Annotated in this window: 15 protein-coding genes; 8 read left to right on the forward strand and 7 right to left on the reverse strand. The window is 71.4% G+C overall.

What is annotated here, in order from left to right:
• Positions 1–23: 23 nt before the first annotated feature.
• Positions 24–497 (forward strand): GNAT family N-acetyltransferase, encoded by a 474-nt coding sequence (locus IM770_RS16240; protein WP_203582202.1) that lies wholly within the window; start codon positions 24–26, stop codon positions 495–497.
• Positions 498–594: 97 nt separating this feature from the next.
• On the opposite strand, the gene IM770_RS16245 is transcribed toward IM770_RS16240, so the two are convergent.
• From IM770_RS16245 to IM770_RS16255, 3 genes are all read right to left on the reverse strand, one after another.
• Positions 595–1,197 (reverse strand): histidine phosphatase family protein, encoded by a 603-nt coding sequence (locus IM770_RS16245; RefSeq protein ID WP_203582265.1) that lies wholly within the window; start codon positions 1,195–1,197, stop codon positions 595–597.
• 114 nt (positions 1,198–1,311) lie between these two features.
• Entirely contained in the window at positions 1,312–2,373 is a 1,062-nt protein-coding gene (locus IM770_RS16250) for an aldo/keto reductase (RefSeq protein WP_203582203.1), read from the reverse strand.
• 293 nt (positions 2,374–2,666) lie between these two features.
• Positions 2,667–4,946 carry a polyribonucleotide nucleotidyltransferase gene (locus IM770_RS16255; protein ID WP_203582204.1) on the reverse strand — a complete coding sequence of 760 codons (2,280 nt, stop codon included), beginning with the start codon at positions 4,944–4,946 and terminating at the stop codon, positions 2,667–2,669.
• A gap of 328 nt (positions 4,947–5,274) precedes the next feature.
• Between IM770_RS16255 and IM770_RS16260 the strand changes: the two genes are divergently transcribed.
• The 4 genes from IM770_RS16260 to IM770_RS16275 all read left to right on the forward strand — a co-directional run bounded on the left by IM770_RS16260 (position 5,275) and on the right by IM770_RS16275 (position 7,961).
• Entirely contained in the window at positions 5,275–5,457 is a 183-nt protein-coding gene (locus IM770_RS16260; protein WP_203582205.1) for a DUF5302 domain-containing protein, read from the forward strand.
• 23 nt (positions 5,458–5,480) lie between these two features.
• A complete protein-coding gene (locus IM770_RS16265) occupies positions 5,481–5,666 on the forward strand; it encodes a hypothetical protein (protein ID WP_203582206.1) in 186 nt (61 codons plus the stop codon).
• 283 nt (positions 5,667–5,949) lie between these two features.
• The gene (gene gad / locus IM770_RS16270; RefSeq protein WP_203582207.1) at positions 5,950–7,317 is read left to right on the forward strand and encodes a glutamate decarboxylase; all 1,368 of its coding nucleotides are present in this window, start codon (positions 5,950–5,952) and stop codon (positions 7,315–7,317) included.
• 2 nt (positions 7,318–7,319) lie between these two features.
• Entirely contained in the window at positions 7,320–7,961 is a 642-nt protein-coding gene (locus IM770_RS16275; RefSeq protein ID WP_307785491.1) for a hypothetical protein, read from the forward strand.
• Between the two features lie 19 nt (positions 7,962–7,980).
• On the opposite strand, the gene IM770_RS16280 is transcribed toward IM770_RS16275, so the two are convergent.
• Positions 7,981–9,972, reverse strand: a complete 1,992-nt coding sequence (locus IM770_RS16280) for a GDSL-type esterase/lipase family protein (protein WP_203582208.1) — start codon at positions 9,970–9,972, stop codon at positions 7,981–7,983.
• 140 nt (positions 9,973–10,112) lie between these two features.
• Here IM770_RS16280 and IM770_RS16285 point away from each other — a divergent pair, with 140 nt between their 5' ends.
• On the forward strand, positions 10,113–10,721 hold the full coding sequence (locus IM770_RS16285; RefSeq protein WP_203582209.1) for a DedA family protein: 609 nt from the start codon (positions 10,113–10,115) through the stop codon (positions 10,719–10,721).
• A gap of 103 nt (positions 10,722–10,824) precedes the next feature.
• Complete coding sequence (locus tag IM770_RS16290; protein WP_307785487.1) at positions 10,825–11,658, forward strand: DNA/RNA non-specific endonuclease; 834 nt, start codon at positions 10,825–10,827, stop codon at positions 11,656–11,658.
• Between the two features lie 60 nt (positions 11,659–11,718).
• Here IM770_RS16290 and IM770_RS16295 read toward each other — a convergent pair whose 3' ends face one another.
• The 3 genes from IM770_RS16295 to IM770_RS16305 form a co-directional block, all read right to left on the reverse strand.
• Entirely contained in the window at positions 11,719–12,366 is a 648-nt protein-coding gene (locus tag IM770_RS16295) for an FMN reductase (RefSeq protein ID WP_203582211.1), read from the reverse strand.
• Position 12,367: 1 nt separating this feature from the next.
• Entirely contained in the window at positions 12,368–13,567 is a 1,200-nt protein-coding gene (locus tag IM770_RS16300; protein WP_203582267.1) for an LLM class flavin-dependent oxidoreductase, read from the reverse strand.
• A 239-nt stretch (positions 13,568–13,806) separates the two neighbouring features.
• Positions 13,807–14,922 carry an ROK family protein gene (locus IM770_RS16305; protein ID WP_203582212.1) on the reverse strand — a complete coding sequence of 372 codons (1,116 nt, stop codon included), beginning with the start codon at positions 14,920–14,922 and terminating at the stop codon, positions 13,807–13,809.
• A gap of 123 nt (positions 14,923–15,045) precedes the next feature.
• Here IM770_RS16305 and IM770_RS16310 point away from each other — a divergent pair, with 123 nt between their 5' ends.
• Positions 15,046–17,214: an alpha-galactosidase gene (locus IM770_RS16310; RefSeq protein ID WP_203582213.1), complete on the forward strand. Its 2,169-nt coding sequence runs from the start codon at positions 15,046–15,048 to the stop codon at positions 17,212–17,214.
• Position 17,215 lies beyond the last annotated feature (1 nt).

A 17,215-nucleotide genomic window follows, 5' to 3' on the forward strand; every position in this document is an offset into this window, starting at 1 on the left:
CATCCGCGCCGTACGCTGGAACAGTGGTGACCCTGCGCTCCTCCGCCGTCGACGCTCACGATGCCCACGAGCTGCTCGCGGAGTACTTCCGCTCGCGCACCGAGGGCTTCGCGCTGCTGGACGTGTCGTACCGGACGACGTTCCCCGACCCCGCGGCATTCGTACCGCCCGCCGGCGTGTTCGTCGTGCTCGACGACGACGAGGGCGTCGCGCAGGGCTGCGGCGGCATCCGGCTCATCCCACCCGGTCCGCTGGGCGTGCGGTACGAGCTGAAGCACCTGTACCTCCGACCGGTCACGCGGGGGCGCGGCTGGGGACGCCTGCTCGTCGAGGACCTCGAGCGGCGGGCCCGCGAGTTCGGTGCGGGCGAACTCGTCTTGGACACGCACCACTCGCTCGAGGCGGCCGGCGCGCTGTACGCACGCACCGGATTCACCGCCATCGATCCCTACAACGACAACCCCAACGCGTCGCGCTGGTACGGGAAGGCGCTCTGAGGCGTCGGCGGCTGGGCGGGCGCAGCGCCGGGCACGCCGCTGCGTCCGGCGCGCCGAGCCCGCGCTCGAGCCCCGTCGGCCGGGGTGGACCGCGGGGTCAGACGGGGTAGACCTCGGGCAGGCCGGTGCGAAGCTCGACCGGCAGGTGCGCCATGTCGTTGTGCGACAGGAGCGTCCACGGCCGCCCCTGCTTCTGTGCGATCACCGTCAGTCCGCAGTGCGCCTGGTTGAGCGTCATCCAGCGCCAGTCGGGAGCCTGCAGGACCTCTCGCACGAACCACGCGATCACGAAGTTGTGGGTGATCAGCAGCTCGTGCACCTCACCGCGCTTGCGCACGAGGAACTCGCTGACCGCGTCCGACATCTGAGCGCGCCCCGCCTCGACCTCGGCCTCGGTCACCGCGCCGAAGAACGGCTCGAACGCCGCCGGGGTCTCCTCCGTCATGCCGGTGGGCACGCAGTCGAACAGCAGCGCCGACGGCTCCGGCGAGAGCGACGGCATCCGCTCGGCGACGGCGCGCGCGGTCTGACTGGCCCGCTCGAGGGGCGAGTGCCAGACGGCGTCGAACGGCACGCCGGAGAGCCGGTCGGCCAGCAGGGCGGCCTGCCGCCGTCCGCGCGGCGAGAGGGGGCCGTCGACGAGACCGTGCTCGGCATCCTGATGCTCGCCGTGCCGCACGAGGTAGATGTAGTGCGTCACGCAGCTCACTCCGTCGGGGGTCGCGTGCCCGGGGGAAGGCACGTCCTCCACCCTACGACACGTCCCGCAGGGTCTTCGGACGGGCCGGATCGGGCGCGCCGCACGGCCGACGCGCTACTCGGAGGCGCGGCCGATGTCGGCCAGCTGCGCGCGGCTGAGGCGGACGCCGACCCCCTGCACGAGCTCTTCGACGTGCTGCGGGGCGTAGGCGTTCACGATCGGCGCGGTGACGAGCTTCTGCGCCAGCAGCCAGGCGACGGCCACCGCCGCGTCGGGAACGCCGAGGTCCGCGCCGACGGCGTCCAGCGCCCGCAGCGTGCGGCTTCCGCGACGGTTGAGGTTCGCCGCGAGCTGCGCGCCGCGCACCGACAGCGCGCCGCGGATCTTGGAACGCTGGCGACCCGCCAGGAAGCCGTGCTCGAGGGCGTGCGACGGGGTCACCGCCATGCCCTGCGCACCCGCGACGAGCCGCAGATCGTCGTCGAACTCGTGACGACGCAGCACGTTGAAGGGCACGTCGAGCACGGTGATCCGCGGGTAGCCGGCCGAGGCGAAGATGCGTGCCTCGACGAGCTGCGCCGCGCTGTACCCGATCACGCCGACCGCCCGGATCTTGCCGGACTCGACGAGCCACTCGGCGGTCGCGAGGGTGTCTTCCAGCGACGAGCCGGGATCGGTGGTGGCGTCGAGGTACAGCACGTCGATGCGATCGGTGCGCAGGCGCGAGAGCGAGGCCTCGACGGCGCGCACCAGGTTGACCGGTCCGAGGCCCGGGTTGTCGGCGTGTCCGCCGACGCGCACGGCGAGCACGACGTCGTCGCGCAGCCCGCGCGACCGCAGCCACTGGCCCACGATGTGCTCGCTGCGGCCGCTGGAGTAGCTGTCGGCGGTGTGGACGGTGTTGCCGCCCAGCTCGGCGTACGTGTCGAGGATCGCGTGGCTGGACTCGAGATCGACGTTCCAGCCGAACTCGGCTGCGCCGAGGATCAGCGGGAAGACTTCCGAGCCGCTCTCGCCGAGCGCGACGCGGACGCTGCTGCCGATCGGAGGGCCCTGCACCGGGATGGGCGCCGACGGGTGAGGACCCCGCACATCGGTGGTCTGCGGCGCGGCAGCGGAGGCCGCGGCATCCGGACTCGACGACGGAAGCGTCGAGTCAACGCCGAAGTAAGCCATGTGCCACCCCCTCACGAAAATCCCTGCGGAGCCTCGTGATCACTGTCCGCGCGCCCCCCGGCGCGTACTTAGAGGGTAGGCCAGTCCGGACAGCACGCTGTCCACTGAGGCGAACTGTCGATAAACATTGCATAACGCTTTGATCACGAAGCGCAGATCTGCGCGGGTTCGTCCCCTTTTCGGTGGACAGAGGACCCCGCTCCACGACCGGACGACGGATGCCCGCCCCCGCGATGGGGACGGGCATCCGGTCAGCCTTGCTCGCGGCCGTCGAGGCGGCCTCGGCGCGCCGATCAGCCTTCGGCGGGAGCCTCCGGGCCCGGGTTGGCCGCAGCGCGGCCTTCCTGGTCGGCGGCCTCCTCGAGCACCGGCTCGAGCGAGAGCTTGCCGCGGTCGTCGATCTTCGTGATCTTCACGAGGAGCTTCTGACCGACCGAGAGGACGTCGTCGACGTTCTCCACGCGCTTGCCGCCGGCGAGCTTGCGGACCTCGCTGACGTGCAGCAGTCCGTCCTTGCCGGGCAGGAGCGAGATGAACGCGCCGAACGTCGCGATCTTGACGACCGTGCCGAGGAACTGCTCGCCGACCTCCGGGTTGGTGGGGTTGGCGATCGCGTTCACCTGGGCGCGGGCGGCCTCGGCCGAGGGGCCGTCGGTCGCGCCGATGTAGACGGTGCCGTCCTCCTCGATCGAGATGTCGGCGCCGGTCTCGTCCTGGATGGCGTTGATCGTCTTGCCCTTCGGGCCGATCAGCTCGCCGATCTTGTCGACCGGGATCTGCACGCTGATCACGCGCGGCGCCGTCGGGGCCATCTCGTCGGGGCCGTCGATCGCGGCGTTCAGCACGCCGAGGATCGTCAGACGCGCGTCCTTCGCCTGGGTCAGCGCGGCGGCGAGCACCGACGACGGGATGCCGTCGAGCTTCGTGTCGAGCTGGATCGCGGTGACGAACTCGCTCGTGCCGGCGACCTTGAAGTCCATGTCGCCGAGCGCGTCCTCGGCGCCGAGGATGTCGGTCAGCGCGGCGTAGCGCGTCTGGCCGTCGACCTCGTCCGAGACGAGACCCATCGCGATGCCGGCGACCGGGGCGCGCAGCGGCACACCGGCGTTCAGCAGCGAGAGGGTCGAGGCGCACACCGAGCCCATCGACGTCGAGCCGTTCGAGCCGAGCGCCTCGGACACCTGGCGGATCGCGTACGGGAACTCCTCGCGGGCCGGGAGCACCGGCACGAGCGCGCGCTCCGCGAGGAAGCCGTGGCCGATCTCGCGACGCTTCGGGCTGCCCACGCGACCCGTCTCACCCGTCGAGTAGGGCGGGAAGTTGTAGTGGTGCATGTAGCGCTTGTGCGTGACGGGCGACAGCGAGTCGATCTGCTGCTCCATCTTGAGCATGTTCAGCGTGGTGACGCCCAGGATCTGGGTCTCGCCGCGCTGGAAGATCGCCGAGCCGTGGACGCGCGGGATGACCTGCACCTCCGCGTCGAGCGGGCGGATGTCGGCGAGGCCGCGGCCGTCGATGCGCACGCCCTCGGTGAGGATGCGACCGCGCACGATCTTCTTCGTCACCGACTTGTACGCGGCCGAGAACTCCAGCGTCGACACGGCGGGCAGCTGCTCCGCCTCGACGGCGGCGATGAGCTCGGCCTTGACACGGTCCTTGACGGCGTCGTCGGCGTTCTGGCGCTCCTGCTTGTCGGCGATCTGGTAGATGCCCACCAGCTCGTCGTACGCGCGGCCCGCGACGAAGTCGTAGGTCTCCTGGCTGTACGCGGGGAAGACCGGGTACGACTGGATCTCCTTCGCGGCGGTGTTCGCCACGACGTTCTGCGCGGCGACGAGCTCCTTGAGGAAGGGCTTGGCGGCCTCGAGGCCGGCGGCCACGACCTCTTCGCTGGGCTTCGTCGCGCCGCCCTTGATGAGGTTCCACGAACCCTCGGTCGCCTCGGCCTCGACCATCATGATCGCGACGTCGCCGTCGTCGAGGACGCGACCGGCGACGATGAGGTCGAACACGGCCTCCTCGAGCTGCTTCACGTTCGGGAACGCGACCCACTGGTCGGCGTGCTCGCCGTGGCCGGGGATGAGCGCGAGGCGCACACCCGCGATGGGGCCCGAGAACGGCAGACCCGAGATCTGGGTCGACAGCGACGCGGCGTTGATCGCGAGGGCGTCGTAGAACTCGCCGGGAGCGATCGAGAGCACCGTGACGACGATCTGCACCTCGTTGCGGAGGCCGTCGACGAACGACGGACGCAGCGGGCGGTCGATCAGGCGGCACACCAGGATCGCCTCGGTGGAGGGACGGCCCTCGCGGCGGAAGAACGAGCCGGGGATCTTGCCGGCGGCGTACGACCGCTCCTCGACGTCGACGGTCAGCGGGAAGAAGTCGAAGCCCTCACGAGGGTGCTTGCCGGCGCTGGTGGCCGACAGGAGCATGGTCTCCTCGTCGAGGTAGGCGGCGACGGCACCCTGTGCCTGCTGCGCCAGACGCCCGGTCTCGAACCGGACGGTGCGGGTGCCGAAGCGTCCGTTGTCGAGGACGGCTTCGGCGGCGGTGATTTCAGGACCTTCCAAGAGGTCTCTCCTTCTTTGTTTAGGCTCGCACGCGCGTCTCGCGCACGAGCTTGTGCGAAGGAGCAGGAACAGGCAGATCTCGGCGCGCGGCGATCGCCGCGGGACTCGCCAGCGCTGGTCACCAGTAGAAGACCACCCGCCGCGATCGCGTCGGGGAACCCACCACAGGGGACCAGCTTCCTGCCGGCCTGCTCCGCATGCCCGTGTGGGCACTGTGCTCGTATGGAATTGAGCGGAAGCCAGACGGCAACCCGTAAGAGCCTATCAGCGGGCGACCGGAAAGCACCCACCCTGGCGGGCATCCGGCGCCGCGCCTATGGTGGGGACCATGAGCACCGACGAGAAGCCGGCGTCTGCGGCATCCGATGAGATGAAGCGCAAGTTCAAAGAGGCTTTGGAGAAGAAGAACGCGAACCATCGTCAGGGCGAGGCGCACATGGACGCCGACTCGGCGATCCACGGCACCCACGGTGCGGTGACCAAGCGCGAGTTCCGTCGCAAGAGCGGGTAGCTCCTGACGATCACGAGGGTGAGATGAGCGACTTCCGGGAGCGGGTCCCCGACGACGAGCGCGAGGTGCCCGTCGACGACGATGTCGAGTTCGACCTGCCCCCGGCCACGCTCGATCCTCTCGAGTCCGTCGAAGACGACGTCGACGACCTCGAGCTCGAAGAGCGCGAGGCCGCGATCGAGGCGGGCGAGATCCAGCCCGGCGAGTGACCGTCGTCCGACCAGCGATCACCCTCGCGACGGAGGGACGCGTGCACCGCGCCACCCGGTACGGCACGCGCGCCGGCCGAGTCCGAATGCGTGTGGGCGCAGTAACCGCCCGCTCCGTAGGCGAGGACGCCGAACATCGTCCTCTCACGCGATCTGAGGGATGACGGCGCGCCCCTCAGCGGTATAGCTTCGGCACCGAAGGGGCCGAAGCGGGGTGCGGCGGACTGGGCGCCGCAGACTGCGAGCGCATCCGCGCGACAGGTCCGCAAGCGACGGAGGATCCATGTATCAGGACGAGGCGCTGCAGCCGACCTTCACCCGAGCCGGCGAGGCGACGACCGCGAGGTACAACGTCATCCCCGACGGGGAGATGCTGCCCGAGACGGCATTTCGCATCATCCGCGACCAGACGATGCTCGACGGCAACGCGCGGCTGAACCTCGCGACCTTCGTCGGCACGTGGATGGACGACCACGCCAACCGGCTCGCCGTCGAGTCGGCCGACAAGAACATGATCGACAAGGACGAATATCCGGCCACTGCCGCGATCGAGGAGTGCTGCTGGCGGATCCTGGGCGACCTGTGGAATGTGCCCGACAACGACGATGTGATCGGCACCTCGACCATCGGCTCGTCGGAGGCGTGCATGCTCGGCGGCCTCGCGCTGAAGCGCCGCTGGCAGCACACTCGCCGCGCCGCGGGGAAGTCCACCGATAAGCCGAATCTCATCATGAGCTCGGCGGTCCAAGTGTGCTGGGAGAAGTTCTGCAACTACTTCGACGTCGAGATGCGGCTGGTCCCCGTCACGGCGGAGCACCCCCTCATGGACGGCACGGGGCTCGAGGACTACGTCGACGAGAACACGATCGGCGTCGTCGCCATCGTGGGCGTGACGTACACCGGCGCATACGAGCCGGTGAAGGCCATCGCCGCGAAGCTCGACGAGATCGAGGCGAAGACCGGGGTCGACATCCCGATGCACGTCGACGGCGCCTCGGGGGCGATGGTCGCTCCGTTCCTGCAGCCGGACCTGGAGTGGGACTTCCGGGTGGAACGCGTGCAGTCCATCAACACTTCGGGCCACAAGTACGGACTCGTCTACCCGGGCGTGGGCTGGGTGGTGTGGCGCAACGCCGCGGCGCTGCCCGACGACCTCGTCTTCAAGGTGAGCTACCTGGGCGGGTCCATGCCCACGTTCGCCCTCAACTTCTCCCGGCCCGGCACACAGGTTCTGCTGCAGTACTACCGGTTCCTGCGCCTCGGCCGCGCCGGCTACACCGCGATCCAGCAGGCTTCCCAGGACGTCGCCGTGTACCTGTCGTCAGCGATCGCCCAGCTCGATGCTTACGAGCTCCTGAGCGACGGCACCGACATCCCCGTGTTCGCCTGGCGGCTCACCCCGGACCACACCGACAAGTGGACGCTCTATCACCTCTCGGAACGGCTGCGGATCAAGGGATGGCTCGTCCCCGCGTATCCCCTCTCGGGCGAGCTGTCGGATCAGACCGTGATGCGCATCGTGTGCCGCAACGGGCTCAGCCGCGACCTCGCCGAAGACCTCATGAAGGACATCAAGAGCGAGACCGAGTTCCTCGACTCGCTCGACAGCCCCATGCCCCACCCCGGCATCGGTCCCAGCTTCCACCATTGAGCGTGCGACGACCGGTCGATCCGGCCGCGGGGCGGATCCGGCGACTCCGACGGGAGTCCTGGGGCTTCGCGGTCGGATCGGCGTTGTTCTTCATCGGCGTGGTTCCTGCGTACGCCGCGTGGGCCGGGCCGGTCGGCGCGAACGCGACGTTCTTCGCCGGGTCGATCTTCTTCACCACGGCGGGGCTCATCCAGCTGCTGCTGAGCGGGCGCGGCACGCCTGACGCGCGCATGAACCGGGCGGACCGCTTCGACTGGTGGGCAGCCGCGATCCAGTTCGCCGGTACGCTCCTGTTCAACGCGTCGACCGCCGAGGCCCTCATCGCCGCGATCGCGGATCCGGACCATGTCGGGGCCGGGTGGCGCCCCGATGCGTGGGGCTCCGCGGCCTTCCTCGTCTCCAGCGTGCTGGCGGTGGTCGCGACGAAGGACCGGGGAACGCTGTGGGACCGCGACGCCCGCACGTGGCACGGCACCGGCCTCAACCTCCTGGGGTCCATCGCCTTCGGCTTCTCGGCGGTCGCGGCGTTCGTCGTGCCCTCCACCGGAGAGCTCCTGAGCCCGCTGTGGGCGAACCTCGGCACCGGGATCGGCGCACTGTGCTTCTTCGCTGCGGCCCTGCTGGCACGCCGCACGATCGGGTAGGGGGCAGTGAACGGATGCCTCAGCCGGCGTGCACGCGGGCAGGCACATCGCCGCGCCCGCCGATGAGCACGTAATCCGCGTGCTTGGCGACCAGGCCATCGCCGGCCGTCCGCCCCCGCAGGCGCCGCCATACCCACGGCAGCGCGTCGCGGCGCAGCCACGTTCCGGCCGCGACCGGATCGTCGTCGGCGTGCAGGACCGCGTCGAGATCGCCCAGCGCCTCGGCATCGGGCACGCCCAGCGTCTCGGCCGCCCGGTACGCGAGGTAGCGATGGCCTCGGGGGCGCAGGTGCACCTTGTCGTCGGCCCACAGCTCGAGATCGCCGATGGCGGGGAGCCCTCGGGCGTCGAGGACCGCGTCGGTGTCGAGCAGCACCGCGCCGGTCTGCGCGGCGATGCGGCGCAGCTCGGACGAGAACACCGCGAATCGCCGCGCGAACAGCAGCGCCGCCCGGCGCCGGGGCAGGAACGGCGTCACGAGGAGCACGTCGATCCCCGAGGCGCGCAGTCGCCGCACGGCGTTCTCGAGTCCGGCCGCGACCGCGACGGGATCGACCCGCCGCGCGACGAGGTCGTTGGCGCCGATGAGGATCGACACGAGGTCGGGCCGCAGGGCGAGCGCCACCGGCAGCTGCTCGGTCAGGACGTCCTGCACGCGGCGGCTGCGCACGGCGAGGTTCGCGTAGCGGAACGGCTCGTCGGCGCCCTGCGCGTGGGCCAGCAGCTGCGCCAGCCGGTCGGCCCAGCCCCGGTACTCCCCCGACGGCATGCGCGAGGCATCGCAGAGACCTTCGGTGATCGAGTCGCCGAGCGCCACGAACCGCGACCACGGGCGTGCCGGCGCCGACCGGCGGGGCGGGGCTGCCGGGCGCGTCGACGCGCGCAGCAGCTGAGCGTCGTCGATGGGCCGGAGGGCGCGCGCCTCGTCGTAGTGCTCCATCAGTCGCCGGCACACGGCGTCCCATGAGCGGTCGCGCACCGACTCGCTCGCTGCCGCCGCGAACGCGCGGCGCTTGCCCTCATCCCCGGCGAGGTCCGCGACGCGGGCCCGCAGATCGCCGAGATCGCCGGGACGGTACAGCCAGCCGTCCACGCTCGAGCGCACGAGGTCGACCGGCCCGCCGGTGCCCGTCGCGACGACGGGCACGCCGCTGGCGAGCGCCTCCTGGATGGTCTGACCGAACGTCTCGCTCTCGCCGGGATGCACGAACACGTCGAAGCTCGCGAGGGCCTCGGCGAGCGCGTCGCCGTCGAGATGCCCGGTGAAGACGGCATCGGGAAGCGCCCGCTCGAGCGCGGGACGCGCGGGCCCGTCCCCCACGATCACGAGGCGCGTGCCGGCGACGTCGGCGAGCGCCGCGAGGTCCTCCACCTGCTTCTCGGGGGCGAGGCGGCCGACGTACCCGACGACCGTCAGTCCGGGGGCGATGCGCGCGCGCCAGGCGTCGCTGCGACGGTCGGCGCGGAAGCGACCCGTGTCGACGCCGCGACCCCAGCGACGCAGCCGGTCCACGCCGAGGGCCTCGAGCTGCTCCAGCGACGCGGTCGAGGGGGCGAGGGTGAGCGTGGCACGCCGGTGCAGGCGCGCGATGTGGCGTCCGGCGAGAGCCGCGGCCTGCGGCATCCCGTATCGCTCCGCGTACGCCACGACGTCGGTCTGATACACGGCGACGGACGGGATGCGGAGCACGTCGGCCGCCGCGAGACCCTGCCACCCCAGCACGAAGGGGGAGGCGAGGTGCACCACGTCGGGTCGGAACTCGTGCAGGATCGCCGTCAGCCTCGCCGCGCGGGCGAAGACGACCCGCACCTCGGGATACGACGGCAGCGGCACCGACCGGAGCAGCTCCGTGCGAGCGCCGTGCAGGTCGGCGGTGATCTCGCCGGCGCGCGGCGCGATGACCAGGGTCTCGTGCCCCTCGGCGGCCAGATGGCGGAGGACGTGGAGCACCGACCCCGTCACTCCGTTCATGTGGGGCAGGAACGATTCGGCGAGCAGTGCGACTCTCACGCCTCCAGGGTGGGGGCGGGAGGGGAGACGTATGCCGCGAACCGGCGCCCACGCGCAAGTGTTCACCCGATGCACCACGGCGGGTCACCGGACGTGCGCCGTTCGGTCGCCGTTCACCGCGGACGACTACCAAGAGGCACATGGTCGAAGACCTGCTGACCGAGGTGGCGCGCAGCCCATGGGCGCTGCCGCTGCTGTTCGCCCTCGTGCTCGGCGACGCCTTTCTCGTGGTGATCCCCGGTGAAGCCGCCGTGACCGCGTTCGGGGCGCTCGCGGTCTCGCAGGGCGAGCCCGCGCTGGTCGGGATCGTGGTCGTCGCGGCGGCCGCCGCAGTCTGCGGAGACGCGGCCTGCTACCTCGTCGGCCGCACGATCGGCCTGGAACGGTGGCGGTGGATGCGCACATCGAAGGCGCGGGCGGCCTTCGGGTGGGCGCGGCTACGGCTGGAGCGGCGCGGCGCGCTGGTGCTCTTCACCGCCCGGTTCATCCCGTTCGCGCGCCTCGCCGTGAACCTCACCGCCGGCGCGACGAAGCTCGGCGCGCCGCGCTACCTGGCCGTGGCGGGCCTCGCGGCGCTCGCGTGGGCGCTCTACCAGGCGCTCATCGGCGCCGTGGTCGCGACGTTCGTGCCCGGCGGGCCGGTGGTCGCGGTCGTCGTGTCGGTCGTCTTCGCGGTCGGGCTGGGACTCACCGTCGACGCGGTGCTCGCGCGCCGCCTGAGTGCCCGGAGGTCGTCCGATGGCGAGTGAGAGCCCGGATCCGGCGTCCGGGGCCGCCGCCGACGCCCGGCACCGACGGCGAGCGCCCGAGCGGCGTACCGAGCCTGTCGCGGGCTCCCGCGATGATGGAGCGGTGGCAGACCTCGATGCGTACGACGACGGCTTCCTCGGCATCCCGCTCCCGCTCCCCCGGCCCGCGGACGGGCGCGAGGTGCGCGAGCTGACCTACCCCAGGTTCACGGTGCTTCTCGAGCCGGAGCGGCGGCTGGCCGTCATGACCGGCGTGAACATCGACGGCTCGTCGCTGCACGACCTGCCGCGGACCGGGGACTGGGAGCTCGACCCCCGTGTGCCCGCGGCGGAACAGGCCGGACCCGCGGTGTACGCCTCCAACGATCTCGATCGCGGCCACCTCGTGCGTCGGCGGGATCCGGGCTGGGGCACGAAGGCGGAGGCCCGCCTGGCCACCGAGGCCACGTTCGCCTACCCGAACGCCGCCCCGCAGGCGAGCGGCTTCAACCAGTCGAAGGAGCTGTGGCTCGGCCTCGAAGATCACGTCCTGGCGTTCGCCGATGCCACGGACGAGCGCGTCAGCGTGTTCACCTCGCCGGTGCTCGCCGACGACGATCCGCCGTATCGCGGCATCCGTGTTCCGCGCCGCTTCTTCAAGGTCGCCGCGTGGGCGACCGGTGACGGCGCTCTGGCGGCGGCCGGTTTCGTGCTCGATCAGTCGGAGCTGATCGACCTCAGCCAGGGAGTGCTCGTCGTGCCTCGCCTCGGGGCGTTCCGCACGTTCCAGGTGCCGATCGCCGACATCGAGGAGCTCGCACGCGTCGACCTCGGACCGCTCGTCGCCGCCGACGTGCTGCCGCCGGGCGACGGCTCCGACGGTGCGGCGGGAACGACCGTGCGCGGAGAGGACGCGTGGCGCCCCCTCCGCGCACCGGAGGATGTCGTGCTCGCCTGACGAGCCGGGCCGGCGGGCCGAGCCGCGCCGGCCAGTTGGCTGGACAGGCCCGCCTGCGTCCTACTCCCCCGCGAGTCCGCCGAGCAGGTGGCCGAACGAGCGGCCCTCGCCGAGGTAGTTCGCCGGATCGAAGGGATCGGAGTCGGTCGCCGGCTGGCGGCGGGCGATCGCCTCGGCGAGCTCGCGCGCTCCGCGGTCGATGCGCTCCCCGAGCGGCGCGACGTTGTCGGCCGACGCTCCCCAGTCGCTCGATGCCGCGAACACACCCGTCGAGACGGGCTCGGCGTGAAGGTACGTGAAGAGCGGCCGGATCGCGTAGTCGATCGCGAGCGAGTGGCGGGCGGTGCCCGCGTTCGCGCCGATCAGCACGGGCTTGCCGGTGAGGGCGTCGGGGTCGAGCACGTCGATGAACGACTTGAACAGGCCCGAGTAGCTCGTGGAGAAGATCGGCGTGACGGCGATGACGGCGTCAGCCGAGACGACCGCGTTGATCGCCGAGTCGAGCGCCGGCGGCGCGAACCCGGTGAGGAGGTTGTTCGTGATGTCGTGCGCGTAATCGCGCAGCTCGAACACGTCCACCTCGACCTCGATGCCGCGGTCCGAGAGCTGCTTCACCGTCGCGGCGGCGAGCCGGTCGGCGAGCATGCGCGTGGACGACGGGTTCGAGAGGCCGGCCGAGATGACCGCGATGCGACGTGGCATGGTCATGTCACGCCTCCTTCCGGCCGAGGCCGAACGCCGCACCGGCGGGCGCCGGGCTGTCCTGGTAAGGGCTCGCGCCCACGAGGTTGTCGCCGCGGTTGGCACCCGGGACGGCCTGGCGCGGGGCCTCGTCGCCGTACTTCGCGGCAACGAGGTTCGCGTGGGTCGGGGCATCCGGAACCTCCGCCGGCCGGTTCCGCTGCAGTTCCTTGCGCAGCACCGGCACCACCTCGCCGCCCAGGATGTCGAGCTGCTCGAGCACCGTCTTCAGCGGCAGGCCGGCGTGGTCCATGAGGAACAGCTGGCGCTGATAGTCGCCGTACGTGTCGCGCATCGCGGCGTAGCGGTCGATCACCTGCTGCGGCGAGCCGACGGTGAGCGGGGTCATCTCGCTGAAGTCTTCGAGCGACGGGCCGTGACCGTAGACCGGCGCGTTGTCGAAGTACGGGCGGAACTGCGTCACGGCGTCCTGCGACTTCGCGGCCATGAACACCTGACCGCCGAGGCCGACGATCGCCTGCTCGGGCGTGCCGTGCCCGTAGTGCGCGTACCGCTGGCGGTAGAGCGCGATCAGGCGCTGGTAGTGCTCCTTGGGCCAGAAGATGTTGTTCGCGAAGAAGCCGTCGCCGTAGTAGGCGGCCTGCTCGGCGATCTCGGGCGTGCGGATCGAGCCGTGCCACACGAACGGCGCCACGCCGTCCAGCGGGCGCGGGGTCGACGTGAAGCCCTGCAGCGGCGTGCGGAACTGGCCCTCCCAGTCCACGACGTCCTCGCGCCACAGGCGGTGCAGCAGGTTGTAGTTCTCGATCGCCAGCGGCAGGCCCTGGCGGATGTCCTTGCCGAACCACGGGTAGACCGGGCCGGTGTTGCCGCGCCCGATCATCAGGTCGGCACGGCCGCCCGACACGTGCTGCAGCATCGCGTAGTCCTCGGCGATCTTCACCGGGTCGTTGGTGGTGATGAGGGTCGTGGCGGTCGAGAGGACGAGCCGCTCGGTCTGCGCCGCGATGTAGGCGAGGGTGGTCGTGGGCGACGACGACCAGAACGGCGGGTTGTGGTGCTCGCCGAGGGCGAAGACGTCGAGGCCCACCTCCTCGGCGTGCTTGGCGATCCGCAGGGTCGCCTGGATCCGCTCCGCCTCACTGGGCGTGGTGCCGTCGGTCGGGTCCTGGGTGATGTCGCTCACCGTGAAGATGCCGAACTGCATTCCCGACCACGTGGTGCTGTCGCTCACGATCGCTTCTCCGCTCCTTCGCCGTGCGGGATCTCCGTCGCGGACGAATCTATGCAAATGAATGTATCTGGTGCAACGCGTCCGCACCAAGGTTATTCCCGAGTGCGTGATCTCTGGTGCCACGCACTTCTCCCGCGAGCGGAAGCGGTGACGGATGCCGGGGCCCGCGGCATCCGTCACCCTCCCAGGAGGAGCCAGCCCGCGGCGGCGCGTCAATCGAGCCGCAGGCGGTCGACGGCGGACTGGATCGCCACCGCCGCGGCGCCGCGCGCCCACGCGGCGAAGCCGGAGTCGTCGACGTAGAGCCGCACCGGCTCTGCGCGCGGATCGCGACCCGCCGAGATCGCCGTGCGGACCCGCTCCTCCGACACCGTGAAGAGCGCGATGCCCTCACCGGCCAGCACCGCGGCGTCCTGGAACGTGAGGTTGGCGGCGAGCGCGATGAAACGGCCGAGCGCGTCGGCCGCGGCGTCGACCACGGCGACAGCGGCGGGCTCACCTGCCGCGGCGAGCGCGAGCGCCTCGTCGTACGTGACCGGACGCTGCAGCGCCGCCGCCACCTGCGCGGCGATCGAGCCCGAGGTGAGCATCGCCTGCGAGCAGCCGCGGTGACCCGCCTGGCAGAGAGGGCCGCTGTCGCTCAGCGGAATGTGCCCCCCGAGGCCGAGCCCGGCCTCGGATGAGCGGACCACCTCGCCACCCACGACGAGGCCGTAGCCCACACCGGCGCCGATGGTGAGGACGACGAAGCCGGGCATGCCCCGCCCGAGCCCGAACCACCGCTCGGCCTCGGCCAGCGCGACGAGGTCGTTCTCGAGGGTGACCGGAACATCGAGCTCGCGTTCGAGCAGCTGGGCGAACCCCACGTCCTCCCACTCCAGGAACGGCGCGAACCGCACGACGCCGCCGTCGACCGCCCCGCCGAGGGCGACCCCCACGCCGACGAGCGTCTCGGACTCGAGTGCGCGGAGCGCCGCGGCGATGAGGGCGGCGACAGCGCGGGGTTCGTGCGTGTCGAGCGGCGCCGTGCGCTGGGCGATCGGCTCGGCGCGCACGTCGGTCACGACGACCTCGAGGGCATCGCCGGTGATCTTGACGCCGCCGAACCGGCCCAGCCCGGGTGCGACGTCGAGCGGACGGACGGGCCGCCCGACCGAGCCGTCGGCGAGGTCGTCGAGCTCGACGAGGTAGCCCCTGTCGAGGAACGGCTTGGCGAGCCGCGTGAGGCTGGCCGGCGACAGTCCCAGTCGATTCGTCAGTGCGCTCCGCGCGATCGGCCCGTGAATGAGCACGGCCCGCGCGAGCGCGCGTTCACTCTCGGTCAGCATCGTCGGGACCTCCCTGGGCACGCGAATGTTTCATTCTGACACGAAAGGACCAGCAAACACCCGTGCGGTGCGATGGGATAACCCTCTTGTCCGCTTTATTAATTCCATGGTAGAACTAACTCCATGCACAGCACTGACCGGCTGCTCGACGCCGAGCACAGCGCCTCCGTGTCCGGTCCGCGGGTTCTCCACCTGAGCCGCGGCGGCACGAGCGTCGTCGTCGATCTCGACGCCTCCCCTGCACCGGCGATCGTGCACTGGGGTGCAGCCCTCGAAGGCTCCGCCCCTGAGACCCTCCGCGGGCTCGCGACCGCCGCCCGTGCCCAGCGGGTCTCGGGCGGGCTGGACACCACCCCGGCGCTCACGCTCATCCCCGCCGCGGCGGACGGCTGGTTCGGCAGTCCGGGCATCGAAGGTCACCGAGAGGCCGCGGGTGTCAGCATCCGTCTCTCCGTCGCCGACGTCCAGGCGACGGACCACCGCGCGAGCGTCGCCCTCATCGACGCCGAGGCCGGGCTCGCCGTGCGGGCGGAGCTGCGGATCGGACCGAGCGGGCTCTTCCACCAGCGCGTGACCGTGCGCAACAGCGGCGCGACGCCGTACACCCTCCAGTCACTGCAGGCGACCTTCCCGCTCCCCTGGGATGCGACGGAGGTGCTCGACACCACCGGGCATCACCTGCGCGAGCGCTCCCCGCAGCGCCGCGACCTCACCTTCGGCTCGCATATCCGAGAGAGCCGACGCGGCCGCACGGGCGCCGACTCCGCCATCCTGCTCGCGGCGGGTCGCCCCGGCTTCGGCTTCGAGCGCGGCCGCGTGCACGGCATCCACGTGGCCTGGAGCGGCAATCAGCGCGCGCTCGCCGAGCGGACCGTGACCGGCGACGCGTTCCTCGCCGCCGGGGAACTGCTGCTGCCCGGCGAGGTCGTGCTCGCCGCCGGCGCAGCCTACAGCTCGCCCTGGATCATCGGTTCGTGGGGAGACGGCCTCACCGAGCTGTCGCAGCGATTCCACGACGAGTGGCGTGCGCGCCCGCACCACCCCCGGCGACCGCGCCCGGTGACCCTCAACACGTGGGAGGCGGTCTACTTCGACCACACCCTCGACCGGCTCACCGCCCTCGCGGACGCGGCGGCATCGGTCGGCGTCGAGCGGTTCGTGCTCGACGACGGCTGGTTCCACGGGCGCCGCGACGACACCGCCGGCCTCGGCGACTGGGCTGTCGATGCCGACGTGTGGCCGCAGGGCCTCCACCCGCTCGCGGACCATGTGCGCGCGCTCGGCATGGAGTTCGGACTGTGGGTCGAGCCCGAGATGGTGAATCCCGAGAGCGACCTCGCGCGCCGGCATCCGGAATGGATCCTGCGCGGACGGATGCCGCTGCCGCCGTCCGCCCGGCAGCAGCAGGTGCTCGACCTCTCGCAGCCCGAGGCGTACGCGCACATCGCCGGCAGGCTGCACGCGCTCCTGGACGAGTACCCGATCGCCTATCTGAAGTGGGACCACAATCGCGACCTCGTCGACGCGGCAGGCGGCCCCGCCGGCGGTGCTCGCGTGCACGCTCACACGAAGGCGGTCTACCGCCTGCTCGACGAGCTCAAGGCCGCGCACCCCGGGCTCGAGATCGAGAGCTGCGCGTCGGGCGGCGCGCGCGTCGACCTCGGCATCCTCGATCGCACCGACCGCATCTGGACCAGCGACAGCCTCGACCCGCTCGAGCGCCTCGAGAACCAGCGCTACACGGGCCTGGTGGTCCCGCCCGAGATGATGGGCATGCACCTGACCAGTCCCGTCGTGCACTCGTCGGGTCGCACGGTCTCACTCGGGCTGAGCGGCGCGGTCGCGCTGCTCGGGCACTTCGGGATCGAGTGGGATCTCACCGCCGTCGACGACGGGCTGCGGGCCGAGATCTCCGAATGGGTCGCCCTGGCCAAGCGCCTGCGACGCCTCATCGCGTCCGGCCGCATCGTGCACGTCGACGGCACCGAGCCGGGCATCGACGTGCGGGGCGTCGTGGCGGCGGACGCGGCATCCGCCGTCTTCACCATCGTCCAGACCGCCACCAGCGCGGCCTATCCGCCCGGCAGGATCCGGATGCCGGGCCTCGAGCCGACGCGGGCGTACCGGCTGCGCGTGCTGATGCGCGACGCCGACGAGGCCGGCCAGTCGGCTCTCGAATGGGCCGAGCATCCGCCGCTGCTGACCGGCCGGGAGCTGGTGGAGGCGGGCGTGCGCCCGCCTGTGCAGCGCCCGCAGCAGGCGATGGTCGTCGAGCTCACCGCCGAGAGCTGAC

This window comes from Microbacterium hibisci (assembly GCF_015278255.1).
Taxonomy (GTDB): Bacteria; Actinomycetota; Actinomycetes; order Actinomycetales; family Microbacteriaceae; genus Microbacterium; species Microbacterium hibisci.

Bases quoted from the DNA above. Each gene is read 5' to 3' on its own strand.
- gad (WP_203582207.1), top strand. From the start codon at position 5,950: ATGTATCAGGACGAGGCGCTGCAGCCGACCTTCACCCGAGCCGGCGAG.
- IM770_RS16310 (WP_203582213.1), top strand. From the start codon at position 15,046: ATGCACAGCACTGACCGGCTGCTCGACGCCGAGCACAGCGCCTCCGTG.
- IM770_RS16285 (WP_203582209.1), top strand. From the start codon at position 10,113: ATGGTCGAAGACCTGCTGACCGAGGTGGCGCGCAGCCCATGGGCGCTG.
- IM770_RS16250 (WP_203582203.1), bottom strand. From the start codon at position 2,373: ATGGCTTACTTCGGCGTTGACTCGACGCTTCCGTCGTCGAGTCCGGAT.
- IM770_RS16300 (WP_203582267.1), bottom strand. From the start codon at position 13,567: ATGCAGTTCGGCATCTTCACGGTGAGCGACATCACCCAGGACCCGACC.
- IM770_RS16265 (WP_203582206.1), top strand. From the start codon at position 5,481: ATGAGCGACTTCCGGGAGCGGGTCCCCGACGACGAGCGCGAGGTGCCC.
- IM770_RS16260 (WP_203582205.1), top strand. From the start codon at position 5,275: ATGAGCACCGACGAGAAGCCGGCGTCTGCGGCATCCGATGAGATGAAG.
- IM770_RS16295 (WP_203582211.1), bottom strand. From the start codon at position 12,366: ATGACCATGCCACGTCGCATCGCGGTCATCTCGGCCGGCCTCTCGAAC.
- IM770_RS16305 (WP_203582212.1), bottom strand. From the start codon at position 14,922: ATGCTGACCGAGAGTGAACGCGCGCTCGCGCGGGCCGTGCTCATTCAC.